Genomic DNA, 13,059 nt, shown 5'->3' with positions numbered 1-13,059 from the left:
TTGATAATTTTCAAAATTATAACAATAAATGTATTGATTTATTATTAAGCAATAAAAATTGAATTTACAGATTCGTTATTATGGATTCTTCTGATAGTTTCACCTATCATAGTTGAAGCCGATAAAACAGTAATCTTTTTAGCATTTTTTTGTGTAGGAATTGTGTCTGAAACAACTAATTCGTCTAATACACCTTTTTCAATTCTGTCATAAGCAGGTCCTGATAGTACTCCGTGAGTACAACATGCCATTACAGAATTTGCACCTTTTTTCTTTAATACTTCTGCCGCTTTTACTAAAGTTCCAGCTGTATCTACCATATCATCTACAAGTATAACATCTTTCCCTTTTACTTCACCAATGATATTCATTACTTCAGATACATTTGCTTTTTCTCTTTTTTTATCAACAATTACTAAGTCATATCCTAATTTATCAGCATAAGATCTAGCTCTTGCAACACCACCAATATCTGGGCTTGCAATAATTGGGTTTTTTAAGTTTTTAGATCTGATATAGTTTACAAATAAAATTGAACCAAATAAGTTGTCTGCTGGAATGTTAAAGAAACCTTGAATTTGTGCTGCGTGTAAATCAATAGTTACAACTCTATCAATTCCTGCTGCTTCTAATAAATCAGCTGTTAATTTTGCTGTAATTGGAACTCTAGGAGCTGCTTTTCTATCTTGTCTTGCATAACCGTAGTATGGAATTACTGCTGAAATTGACTTAGCACTTGATCTTTTTAGTGCATCAACCATAATTAGAAGTTCCATTAAGTTATCATTAGCTGGAGCACAAGTTGGTTGAACGATAAATACATCTTGACCTCTTACACTCTCTGTAATTTGAACAGAGATTTCTCCATCACTAAATCTATTTAAAGTAGCACTTGAAACTGGAACACCTAAATATTCCGCAACCTTTTCTGTAAACTCAGGGTTTGCTGAACCACTAAAAAGCTTAAATGTTGACATATAATTTTCCTTGAATGATTGTTGTTAGTATGTCGTGATTTTATCTAAAGAGTACTTAATGAAATGTTAGGTGTTTTTTTATAGTTTAGTTTAAGTTTTAAAATCAAAAATAAGATTAGAATATAATCTAATCTTATTTTATATTAAATTATTTTGAAGCTTCAATCCATCCACTTCCAATAACTTTTTCGTTATCGTAAAATACAGCAAGTTGTCCTGCTGCAACACCAAATGCTGGTTCATTAAGTTTAATAATTGCTTTATTATTTTTAATTTCAACTTCACAAGGGCTTGAAGCTGCTCTATATCTTAATTTTACAGTAGCTTTAAAATTATTTTCTTTAATAAACATGTTAAGGTTATTTGCAATAACTTCATTAACTTCTAATGCAGCTTTTTTACCAACTGTAATAGTATTGTCTTTTGCATTTAGTTTTGTAACAAAGTGAGGCTCTTGGGCTGCATAAACTGTAAATCCTCTTCTTTTACCTATAGTGTAATGAGCATATCCTTTGTGTTCACCAACTACATTTCCTTCTTCATCTAAAACTTTTCCTGGTTGGTCAATATTTGCATGTCTTTTTATTACATCTGTATATACAGTTTCAACAAAACAAATCTCTTGAGACTCATTTTTTTCTGTAATTCTTTTGTAAGCAACATCAAGTTCTGCTCCGAACTTTAAGATATCTTCTTTTTTATAAGTACTTAAAGGAAACATCATAAAAGCTAGTGCATCAGGGCTTACTTGTGATAAAAAGTAGCTTTGATCCTTAGTTTTATCATCAGCTTCATAGAAAAATTTTCCATCTGTTTTAGCATAATGTCCTGTTGCTAGGAACTGGGCTCCATGACTTTTTGCAAAGTCTAACATAGCACCAAATTTAATTTGTCTATTACATTTTACGCATGGATTAGGTGTAGTTCCTTCTAGATATGAGTCTACAAAATAATCATAAACTTCTTTAGAAAAATCATCTGCTAAATCTAAAATATGATATTTGATGCCTAAAAATTTTGCAACATCTTCGATATAAGCTAGATTTTTTTCATGGTATCCATCGGTTCTATTGTGAAGTTTTAAATAACAACCTTCAACTTCAAATCCATCTTTTTGTAGCATATAAGCTGTAACTGACGAATCAATTCCTCCACTCATACCTACCATTACTTTTTTTTTGTTCATTTTTATCCTTTTTATTTATTTAAAAGGAATAATCACTGACTCTCTATTTGCCCAATTTTATGAGGGACATTTATGTCCTTCTTTTTTACTATTAAAAATATAATATTTAATCTTGGTTTTAGGCGCATCTTGAAAGGATCGCTTTCTTCCATATTTAATCTTAATGTTAGGGATTAAGATAAAGCGGAATTATAGCATTTAAAAATATTTTATGGGATTATTTGGATTATTTTGTAAAGATTGTAGCAGGGGAGTTTCCCCATGCTAATATATTTAGATTTTAAATGAGTTTTTTTATGAGTAATAATTACTAATAAAACCACCACCTAAACAGTAATCACCTTCATATAAAACAAGACTTTGTCCTAATGTTACAGCTCTTTGTGGTGTATCAAATTTAACTAGAACTCTATTTTCATCTGCTTCAACAACTGTACAAGCTTGTTTGTGTTGTCTATATCTAACTTGAGCCATTAATTTATCACCAACTTTTGGAGCCTCTTCAAGTACCCAATGCATATGACTAGCTTCTGTATATTCACTCATAAGCAGTGGATGGTTTGTATCTTGAACAACTGTTAGTGTATTATTTTTAATATCTTTTTTGGCAGCATACCATGCTTTGTGAGTATTGTTTTCACCTTCAAGTTCTTTAATCCCACCAAGACCAATACCTTTTCTTTGACCTAATGTGTAACAAATAAGACCTTTATGCTTCCCTAAAACTTTTCCATTCTCATCTATAATATCACCAGGAATAGCTTTTAGATGCTGTGTAATAAAATCATCAAATCTTTGGTTTCCAATAAAACAAATACCAGTACTGTCTTTTTTATCACTTACAGGTAGATTATGCTCTCTTGCAATTTCTCTAACTTCTTTTTTAGTTAAATCTCCAAGTGGAAACATAGCATGAGAAAGCTGTTCACTAGTTAATGCATGTAAAAAATAACTTTGGTCTTTTGAACTATCTTTTGGAGTATCTAATACAAAATGGTCTTTATGTTTACCAATTTTTGCATAATGTCCCATTGCAATGAAATCAGCACCCATTTGTTTTGCTTCATTTAAAAATACATTAAATTTAATTTCTCTATTACATAAAATATCAGGGTTTGGAGTAAGACCTTTTTTTAGACCTTCTAAAAATACATCAAAGACTTTATTTCTATATTCTGCAACAAAGTCTTTACCTTTTACTTCAATTCCTATTACTTCTCCAACTTTTTTTGCATCTTCAAACTCTATTCTATTAGGACATTGGCTTCCTTTGATTCCATACTCCCAATTTCGCATGAATAAGCCAACTACGTCATAACCTTGTTGTTTTAATAGTAATGCTGTAACAGAAGAATCAACACCACCTGACATTCCAACAACTACTTTTTTCTTCATTCTTTACCTTTCTAGAAATAAAAATTTATATATGATTTATTTTTTAATTTAAGAATATTACATACTCTTTATATAGTTTAAAGGAATAATCACTGATTCTCTATTTGCCCAGCCTTTGTGAGGGATAATAAGTTGTTCTGTATTAATTTTTTTCTTATCAAAAAATATAATATCTATATCCAATGTTCTAGGCGCATCTTGAAAGGATCGTTTTCTTCCAAATCTATTCTCTAATCTTTGCATGTTTTTAAGAAACTCGTTAGGTGCAAGATTAGTTTTAATTACTATTATACCATTTAAAAAGTCATTTTGCTCTAAATAACCAAAAGGAGGATTTTTAAGCAATGGACTTGTCATAAGTATATCAAATTTAGTGTTTTGACTTAAAGATAAGAATAACTTATCAAAAGTTTTTTTAACATCACCAATATTACCCCCTATACCTATAGTTACAGTATATCTTTTTTTAGACTCTCTTTTTGAATAAAAAGGAAAGTTAGAAGTTTTATAAAGGGTTAAATTTTCATTTAATTTTTTTTTCAAATTTCTCTCTTTTGAATTCTATTACAATTTAAAGAATAATTGCTTTACCATTTTTCATAACAACAGTGTCTTCAATTCTTACACCAAATTCATCTGGTAAATAAATTCCAGGTTCAATTGTAAACACCATGTTATCTTCAATAATTACATCAGATTTAGAATTAATATTTGGGAATTCATGAATGTCTAAACCAACACCATGACCTGTACTGTGTACAAAGTATTTTCCAAAACCAGCTTTTTCAATTATATCTCTTGTAAGTTTGTCTATTTGACTTGCTTTCATTCCAACTCTTGCATTCTCAATTGCATTTAATTGGGCTTTGTATACTAAATCATAAATCTTTTGATGTTTTTTATTTTTGAATTTTTGCTCTCTTTTAAAAGTGAAATTTTCAAAGTTTGCATTTGATGTGCATGTTCTATCAGAGCAGTATCTTTTGTACTTTACACCTGCATCTACTAAAAGTAGATTATTTAGTTTTAGTTTTTTACTAGTTGGTAGGGCATGAGGTTTGGCTGCATTTTTATTTATTGCAACAATTGGGTCAAAACTAAGTTCTAATTTTCCAGTTTGACTCATTTTTTCAATAGCTTTAAAATGTAAAAACTCTTCTGTTTGATTAAAACCATTTTTTCTAATATATTTAGCTAAATTATCAAAACCTTTTCTTCCTAATTTTGCAGCTTTTTTTAAATATTCAATCTCTTTATCAGACTTTATAATTCTTTTTTCTTTTGAAAAGTTTGCTTTTGGTATAAATTGAGTTTTCAACTCAGCAGTAAGATTTGTATAAGTAGCGTATTTAAAATCATTTGGATCAAAAACTATCTTTTTTATCTTATTCTTTTTTAATATTTCTTGAGCTGTAAGTATTAAATTGTTAGATTCTATAACTTCACAGTTTTTTGTATATTCTTGAGCTTCAATAGTATATCTAGCATCTGTAATAAAGTATTTATCTTCACCTAAATTTAAAAAAATCACATTGTCGCATGAAAAATTGGCTTCAAAGTAAATAGCATTTTCATTTAATAAAATAAAATTTTTCATAATCTCTCTTTCTTTGGTAGGGTTTAACATAAATTTAAATATAATCTTACCTAAATTTTATAAAAGGAATCTAATATGAAAATAGCAGTAATTCAAGGGCCAAACCTAAATATGTTAGGAATTAGAGAACAACATATTTATGGTCCAATGAGTTTAGAACAAATTCATGAACAGTTAAAAAATGCAGCAAGTCAAAATGGAGTAGAGTTAGAGTTTTTCCAATCAAACTTAGAGGGTGAAATTGTTGATAAAATTCAAGAGTGTTTAGGTGAGGTTGATGGAATCATGATTAACCCAGCAGCATTCTCTCATACTTCGATTGCAATTAAAGATGCATTATCAGCTGTTGAATTACCAACAGTAGAAGTTCATATTTCAAATATTTATAAAAGAGAAGAATTTAGACAAAAATCAATTACAGCAGGAGCTTCAACTGGTGTAATTACTGGATTTGGACCATTTGGATATCACATGGGACTTATAGCTTTAATGCAAATCATCTCTGAAATTAAAGCTGTAGAAGAGTCTGCACAAAACGCTCAATAAATTTAAAAATTTATGAAAATCTTAAGTTCAAAGTGGGTTGTTACCTGCGATGAAAACAACAGCATCATTGAGAATGGTGCTATTGTTTTTTCTGATAAAATAATAGACATAGACACAAAAGAAAATATCCAAAAAAAATATCCAGATATAGAAATTCAAGAAGAAAAAGAAAACTCTGTTTTAATGCCAGGGCTTATAAATTCTCATGTTCATTTAGAGTTTAGTGCAAACTCAACGACTTTAAAATATGGTAATTTTATGAATTGGTTAAATTCAGTTATTAAAAATAGAGATACATTAATAGAAAAAGCAAATAAAAAGCTTATTGAAGAAAAATTAAAAAAGATGAAAAAAACTGGTACTACTACGATTGGTGCTATTTCATCATACTCTTTTGATTTAGAAGCTTGTTTAACATCTCCATTAAATAAAGTGTTTTTTTGTGAAGTAATAGGAAGTAAAGCAGATATGGTTGATACATTATTTGCTGATTTTAAAGCAAGACTTGAAACTGTTAAGAAACATGCAAGTTCAAATTTAATCCCAGCAGTAGCAATTCATTCACCATATTCAGTACACCCTTTTTTAATAAGAGAGAGTTTAAATATTGCAAAAAAAGATAAATTAGCAGTAAGTTCACATTTTTTAGAATCACCAGAAGAGTTTGAGTGGTTACATAAAGATGAAGGTTTATTTATTGATTTTTTCAAAAACTTTTTGGGACAAGATAAAGCTGTAACAAAACCAATGGAGTTTTTAAATCAGTTTAATGGAGTTGAAAAACTTTCATTTACGCATTGTGTAGAAGCAAGCAGTGATGATTTAAAAAAGATTGAGTCTTTAAATGCAACAATAAACCATTGTGTTACATCAAATAGAGTTTTAAATAATACAAAATTAGATATTAGTAGACTTAATAAAATAAATTTAAGTATTGGTACAGATGGTTTAAGTTCAAATAACTCCTTATCAATCTTTGATGAATTAAGAAATGCTTTAATGATCCATGTGGATGAAAATATTTTAGCTTTATCTAAAAAGCTTTTAAGTGCTGCTACTACAGGTGGAGCAAAAGCTCTTGGTTTAAACAAAGGTATCTTAAAAAAAGATGCAGATGCTGATATTATATCTTTTACATTACCTGATAATGTAAGTGAAAAAGAAGATTTAGCAATGCATATAATTTTACATACTAAATTTGTAAATAAAACAATAATAGGAGGGGAAGATGTTTAATTTTATTAAAAAGCTTTTTTATCCAATTATTGCTGTATTAGATTTTATTACTAAATATTTTAAAACAATAGTTTTTTTAACAATAGTATATTTTATTGTATATGGTACAGGTAATAATAGTGAGACTAAAGGCACTTATGAAGTAGCAAATTTACAGAAAATAGTTTTATTTGGACCTATATTAGATGTTAATAAAACTTTAGAAGAATTACAAAAAGCAAAAGAATCTGATAATATTAAAGGTGTTTTACTTGAAGTTAATTCTCCTGGCGGCGCTGTTGCTCCATCTGTTGAATTAGCATATGCTATAAAAGAGTTAAAAGAAGTAAAACCAGTAGTTGTATATGCAAGTGGTGTAATTGCAAGTGGTTCATATTATGCTTCTATTTGGGCAAATGAGATTGTTGCAAATCCTGGAAGTATGGTAGGGTCAATTGGTGTGATTATGCAAGGTGTTAATACAGAAGAGTTAATGGCAAAAATTGGTATTTCAACTCAAACTGTAAAAGCTGGTAAATATAAAGAATCAGGAACACCAACTAGAAAATGGTTTGATTATGAAAAAGATCAACTACAATCAATAATTGATGATACATATAATATGTTTATTACAGATGTTGCAAATGCTAGAGGATTAAAAATAGAAGATCATACTAAATTTGCAGATGCTAGAGTTTTTACATCTAGGCAGGCAAAAGAAGTAGGCCTTGTTGATGAGGTTGCTACTATTTCATATGCTAAAACAAAATTAGAAACACTTGCTAAAGTTGAATATCCAATCTGGAAAAAACAAGATAAGTTTGAAAAGTTTATGGATAAAATCATAAATGAAACAGTTTCTAAAATTTCTATGAGTTTTGTTAATTCATTAAAAGCTTATTAGTTCAAATATATTTTTTTAATAGGTATAAAAAAAGGGTGAAGTTAAAACTTCACCCTTTTTTATTTATCTATATATTTATAGATTAGTTAGTACCTGTAACTACTTTGTAAGTATCATTTGCAATTACATACTCTTCATTTGTAGGAATAACAAAGATTCTTCCTTGTGAACCTGGAGTTGCGATATCTCTAGCTTCTTTTGATCTCTTGTTATTTTTTACTGGATCAAGAACTAATCCCATGAAGTCTAAACCAGCACAAACTTTTTCTCTGATTAATGATGCATTTTCACCAATACCACCTGTGAAACAAATAGCATCTACACCATCTAATGCAGCTGCATAAGCTCCAACATAGTGCTTGATTTTGTAAGCAATCATATCAATTGCTAATCTACATCTATCATCACCAGCTGCAGCACCATCTAATACTTCTCTTAAGTCAGAAGACTTTCCAGAAATACCAACGATACCAGATTTTTTGTTCATGATATTTAATGCTTCATCAATTGTTAAACCTTCTTGGCTCATCATGTATTGTAATGCACCAGCACCAACATCACCAGCTCTTGTTCCCATCATTAAACCTTGAACAGGAGTAAGACCCATAGAAGTATCAATTGATTTACCATCTAATACAGCAGAAACAGAAGAACCATTTCCTAAGTGACATACGATGATTCTAGTATTTTTCTTTTTGTCTAACATTTGTCTAGCTTCATTTGATACGAAGAAGTGAGAAGTTCCGTGGAAACCATATTTTCTAATACCATGTTTAGTATATTGGTCATATGGTAAAGCATACATATAAGCGTAATCAGGCATAGTTTGGTGGAATGCAGTATCAAATACAGCTACATTTGGTTTACCTGGCATTAAATCTTGACAAATTTCCATACCTAAGATATTTGCTGGGTTATGTAATGGTGCTAAAGGAATTAATCTTTTCATTGTTTCAATAACTTTTTCAGTAACTAAAACAGAACCAGAGAACTCTTCTCCACCGTGTACAGCTCTGTGTCCGATTGCTTCAATGTCATTAATTGAATCAATAACTTTTCCTTCTCCTGAAGTTAAAGTAGTTAATACAGACTCAATAGCTTCTTTATGAGTTGGCATATCAACTTTGATTTCAATTTCATTTTCACCGAACTCGTGCTTTAATACACCGTCAATACCAATTCTTTCACATAAACCTTGAGCGAATACTTTTTTATTAACTGGGTTCATTAATTGATACTTAAGAGATGAACTTCCTGCGTTTAAGATAAATACTAACATATTTTGCTTCCTTTTAAATTTTATTTCGTTTTAATTATTTGATTTGTGTTGCTGTAATAGCTACTAAGTTCGCGATATCGTCAACTGAACAACCTCTTGATAGGTCATTAACTGGTTTTGCTAAACCTTGAACAACTGGACCGTGTGCTGCAGCTCCAGCAAATCTTTGAACTAATTTGTAACCAATGTTACCTGATTGTAAATCAGGGAATACAAGAACATTTGCTTTTCCAGCTACTTCTGAATCTGGTGCTTTTTTAGCTCCAATTGCTTCAACGATAGCAGCATCAGCTTGCATCTCACCATCAAATGAGAAATCAACATTTCTTTCTTGTAAAATATCTACAGCGTATTGTACTTTATCAACTAATGGGTGGTTTGCACTTCCTTTTGTTGAGAATGATAACATTGCAACTCTTGGATCTAATCCAACAACAGAATTAGCAGTAGCAGCAGTAGCACAAGCAATATCAGCTAATTGCTCAGCATTTGGCTCAGGAATTACTGCACAGTCTGCAAATAAAATTAATCCATTATCACCAAATTTACCATCAGCTGTCTCCATAATAAATGCAGATGAAACTGTGTTAATACCAGGTGCAGTTTTAATAACTTGAATAGCAGCTTTTAAAACATCAGCAGTTGGTGAGTTTGATCCAGCAACTAGACCATCAGCATCTCCAAGTCTTACCATCATACAACCAAAGAATCTTGGCTCGTTTAACATGATTTCAGTAGCTTCTTCTCTTGTTAAACCTTTTTTCTTTCTAAGTTCAACTAATTCATCAATATATCTATCAATGTTTTCAAACTTTTTAGGGTCAACAATTGTTGCTCCTTCAATGTTCGCATCACATGATGAAGCATCAGATTTGATTGTTTCTTCATTACCAATTAATATAACATTTGCAGTTTTCTCTTCAAGAACTTTTTGAGTAGCTTTTAATACTCTCTCATCTTCTGTCTCTGGAAGAACGATAGTTCTTAACTGTAACTTTGCTTTTTCTTTAATGCTTTTAATTAAACCCATTAAGTTATCCTTTCTACTTTAAAACTTGTGAAAGATTATAATTTATAACCGTAGCAAAAAAATAGCATTGGTTTATAATCTTGATCGTTTATATTGTATATTATATTTTTCAAAAAGTACATAAAATATACATAATATTTATAAAAAAATCAAAATGTGAAAAATCGTAATAAAATATGCTCTAATTGGGCTTTGAGTGTTATATTTTACATATTGTTTGTACTAAAGTTGTACAAAATGAATAAAAATTTAGCGTTATTAGTAATTGACAAAAGTAAATGTAGTACTTTTGTCAAAAGGTTACACTTTTTAGAAATTTAGCTTATTTTTAACTTTGGAATATTCTTAAGCTTAAGAAAAATTAGTGATGTCATAAGAGCATCATTATAAGCATCATGTTTTCCCATAAATGGAATTTCAAGTTCATTCATAATAGTATCAAATCTTAAATCGATATTTCCTTGTGGAATTGTTTCAATTTTATAGTCATGATAAATACCAGAAACTTCTACTCTTTTATTTGGTAAGTTAATTCCTAGTCTTGGTTTTAAATACTTATCAATCATTGCTATATCAAACTCTAAATAGTATCCAACCAAAGTTCTATTTCCAATATACTCTAAAAATTCGTAAATAACATCATCAATATCTAATGCATCTTCTAAATCCATCTCTCTGATATGATGAACTTTTATTGCATCTTCTTGAAGTTTTGTTTTAGGTTTAATAAACTTTACAAACTTTCTACTTGAAACTACAGTATTGTCTTTTATAATTACTGCTCCAATTGAAATAATTTCATCTTTTTTAGGATCAAGACCTGTTGTTTCACAATCAAAACAAACATACTCATCTTCGTGTGGTTTATCAAATAAGTATAGATATTTTTCATCTTTTAAATTTTTCTTATTAAAATAGTTTTTTATTGTTCTAAACATAATTCAACTTAAAGTGGTATTCTAATTTCTTTTTTAACTTATTTACAATTTTGAAAGAGTCTTTTAATAAGTCTTTTTGCATTGTATTTAAATCATCAGGATTGATATAATTATCAATTTTCTCTTTTTTATCAATTTTTTCAAGGTTAGATTTTAGTTTTAGACTTGATAAAAAGTTAAATGCCATAATAACTTCTTGTGCAAACTCATCATCAAATACACCTAACTGTTTTAGTGCCTTAACTCTTTTAGTAGTATTTGTATTAAAAAGTTTTTTCTCTAAAGATAAGGCTCTAACACTTTGAACTAAAATAAAAATACCACCTTTTTTAATATCTAGTTCATTTTTGTGTTCTTTATCATCACTGTCAAAAACAAATCCATCAAAAAATCCTAATGGAACATCAAAATTTGTAATTACTTTTGCAAACTGTGAATTGAAAGTTTGTGTATTTCCTACAACATTAAATAAGTACTCTTTCAAATTCAAAATAATTTGTTTATTTCCTGCAACACAAATAGAATCATAGAAAATTGCAGTATTCATCATATTATCAGGAGAAGGTTCATTTACCCAAGAGTAGATTAAATCTTTAAAATCTTTTTTTCTTCTTGTCCAATATGGATTTGAAACCATGATATTCCCTTCACATCTAGGAAAACCAAAATCCACAAGTGTTTGTGTAAACTTTTGAGTAAACTCATTTAGTTTCTCATCACTAATTTGGCAATCATCATCAAGAATTAATGCATTATCTTGATCCGTTTTTAGTATTTGTTCACTTCTTCCTTCACTACCCATTACAACTAAACAAGATTTACCTTTTAGTTCTTCGGGTGCTAGGAAACTAAATAGTTTTGCTAAAAGCTTTTTATTAAGTTGATTTATTAGTTTAGAAATAAATTCAATTTTTACACCTTTTGCATTTAATGACTTAACAATTTTAATAAATGATAGGGATGCTACTTTTAGCTCTTCAATTGTTTCTGCTTTAACAATTTCATTTGATACAGAAAAAGTATTTGTTGCGAAGAATGATGATAAAGATATTTGGTCTAATATTCCAACTATCTTATTTTGGTCATTTCTTACAACAACTCTTTTTAGACCATGTTTTGCCATGATAAGTTGAGCATTAAATAAGAAGTCGTTTTCATTTACATAAACTAAACCTTTTGTTGCAATTTTTACAATTTTGTCATCAAAGTCCATTCTATTTAAAATTACTTTTTGTCTAAAATCAGAATCTGTAACAATATATAGCTCTTCATTTTCATCTTTTAGAAGTAGAGTAGGAACTTTTTCTTCTTTGATTATTGTTGCTGCTTCAAAAATAGTTTTGTTTGTATCTGTGATTACTGCTCTATGCACATTTGCGTCTTTTACTTTTGCAACCATGATATTTGCAATTTCTTTGTTTTTTTCTTGGTTTATGTGATTGTTTAACTTTTGAGAAATAGATTGAAAAAAGTAACTCTCTAATTCAGAATTTGCATGTAGCGTTTTTATAAATACTTCTCTTGGTAGAGAATAACAGATTGTTTCTTGTGCTGTAACAAATGTATGTTTTGAATAGTTTTCAATTAATGAAATAGCATCGAATAGTTCATTTTTTGAAAAGATAGATAAAACTTCATCTTCTTGTTTCTCTTGAACAATACCTTTTAATACAAAATATAAAAACTTAGGTTCTTCCCCTTGTTTTTGTATTATCTCATCTTTTTTAAAATATACAATGTCAATATGTTCTGAAAATTCATCTAGTTGAACTTTTGTTAAATGTTCAAAAGGATGAATTGAACTTAAAAATGCTTTTTGTTCTAATATACTCATTTATGCTTCCTAATTTATCTTAATATATTTTAGCCAATAAAAAATAAAATAATAATTACTAGAATTAAATAGTGTAAAAAAAGATATAAGAAATTTTTATAATATGTTTATAAGAAAGATTTTAAAATTTAGTAAGTAATAATAAATATCAAAGAAAC

Annotated in this window: 12 protein-coding genes; 3 read left to right on the top strand and 9 right to left on the bottom strand. The window is 28.8% G+C overall.

Translation table 11 applies throughout. The annotated features are described in order from the left end of the window. Positions 1-44: 44 nt before the first annotated feature. The 5 genes from ACH5BF_RS04280 to ACH5BF_RS04260 all read right to left on the bottom strand — a co-directional run bounded on the left by ACH5BF_RS04280 (position 45) and on the right by ACH5BF_RS04260 (position 5,155). Positions 45-977 (bottom strand): ribose-phosphate pyrophosphokinase, encoded by a 933-nt coding sequence (locus tag ACH5BF_RS04280; RefSeq protein ID WP_423272930.1) that lies wholly within the window; start codon positions 975-977, stop codon positions 45-47. Positions 978-1,125: 148 nt separating this feature from the next. Further along, positions 1,126-2,163, bottom strand: coding sequence for a tRNA 2-thiouridine(34) synthase MnmA (mnmA, locus tag ACH5BF_RS04275; RefSeq protein ID WP_423272929.1), 1,038 nt, complete (start codon positions 2,161-2,163; stop codon positions 1,126-1,128). Positions 2,164-2,457: 294 nt separating this feature from the next. Then, positions 2,458-3,558 (bottom strand): tRNA 2-thiouridine(34) synthase MnmA, encoded by a 1,101-nt coding sequence (gene mnmA, locus ACH5BF_RS04270; protein WP_423272928.1) that lies wholly within the window; start codon positions 3,556-3,558, stop codon positions 2,458-2,460. Between the two features lie 57 nt (positions 3,559-3,615). After that, on the bottom strand, positions 3,616-4,101 hold the full coding sequence (gene folK / locus ACH5BF_RS04265; protein WP_423272927.1) for a 2-amino-4-hydroxy-6-hydroxymethyldihydropteridine diphosphokinase: 486 nt from the start codon (positions 4,099-4,101) through the stop codon (positions 3,616-3,618). 28 nt (positions 4,102-4,129) lie between these two features. After that, positions 4,130-5,155 carry a M24 family metallopeptidase gene (locus ACH5BF_RS04260; RefSeq protein WP_423272926.1) on the bottom strand — a complete coding sequence of 342 codons (1,026 nt, stop codon included), beginning with the start codon at positions 5,153-5,155 and terminating at the stop codon, positions 4,130-4,132. A 75-nt stretch (positions 5,156-5,230) separates the two neighbouring features. Between ACH5BF_RS04260 and aroQ the strand changes: the two genes are divergently transcribed. From aroQ to sppA, 3 genes are read left to right on the top strand one after another with little or no spacing between them, the layout of a single operon-like run. Beyond that, positions 5,231-5,701, top strand: a complete 471-nt coding sequence (gene aroQ, locus ACH5BF_RS04255; protein WP_423272925.1) for a type II 3-dehydroquinate dehydratase — start codon at positions 5,231-5,233, stop codon at positions 5,699-5,701. Between the two features lie 12 nt (positions 5,702-5,713). Then, a complete protein-coding gene (gene mqnF / locus ACH5BF_RS04250) occupies positions 5,714-6,937 on the top strand; it encodes an aminofutalosine deaminase family hydrolase (protein ID WP_423272924.1) in 1,224 nt (407 codons plus the stop codon). Then, the gene (sppA, locus tag ACH5BF_RS04245; RefSeq protein ID WP_423272922.1) at positions 6,930-7,820 is read left to right on the top strand and encodes a signal peptide peptidase SppA; all 891 of its coding nucleotides are present in this window, start codon (positions 6,930-6,932) and stop codon (positions 7,818-7,820) included. The genes mqnF and sppA overlap by 8 nt, the downstream gene beginning before the upstream one ends. An 82-nt stretch (positions 7,821-7,902) precedes the next feature. On the opposite strand, the gene ACH5BF_RS04240 is transcribed toward sppA, so the two are convergent. From ACH5BF_RS04240 to ACH5BF_RS04225, 4 genes are all read right to left on the bottom strand, one after another. After that, the gene (locus ACH5BF_RS04240; RefSeq protein WP_423272921.1) at positions 7,903-9,099 is read right to left on the bottom strand and encodes an acetate/propionate family kinase; all 1,197 of its coding nucleotides are present in this window, start codon (positions 9,097-9,099) and stop codon (positions 7,903-7,905) included. Positions 9,100-9,133: 34 nt separating this feature from the next. Further along, positions 9,134-10,129, bottom strand: coding sequence for a phosphate acetyltransferase (pta, locus tag ACH5BF_RS04235; protein WP_423272920.1), 996 nt, complete (start codon positions 10,127-10,129; stop codon positions 9,134-9,136). Between the two features lie 317 nt (positions 10,130-10,446). Further along, positions 10,447-11,067 carry a 3'-5' exonuclease gene (locus tag ACH5BF_RS04230; RefSeq protein ID WP_423272919.1) on the bottom strand — a complete coding sequence of 207 codons (621 nt, stop codon included), beginning with the start codon at positions 11,065-11,067 and terminating at the stop codon, positions 10,447-10,449. Next, a complete protein-coding gene (locus ACH5BF_RS04225; protein WP_423272918.1) occupies positions 11,060-12,901 on the bottom strand; it encodes a putative nucleotidyltransferase substrate binding domain-containing protein in 1,842 nt (613 codons plus the stop codon). The genes ACH5BF_RS04230 and ACH5BF_RS04225 overlap by 8 nt, the downstream gene beginning before the upstream one ends. Between the last annotated feature and the right edge of the window lie 158 nt (positions 12,902-13,059).

This window comes from Arcobacter pernae, assembly GCF_049472135.1.
Lineage (GTDB): Bacteria > Campylobacterota > Campylobacteria > Campylobacterales > Arcobacteraceae > Arcobacter_B.
This window is presented reverse-complemented; position numbering and strand designations above follow the sequence as displayed.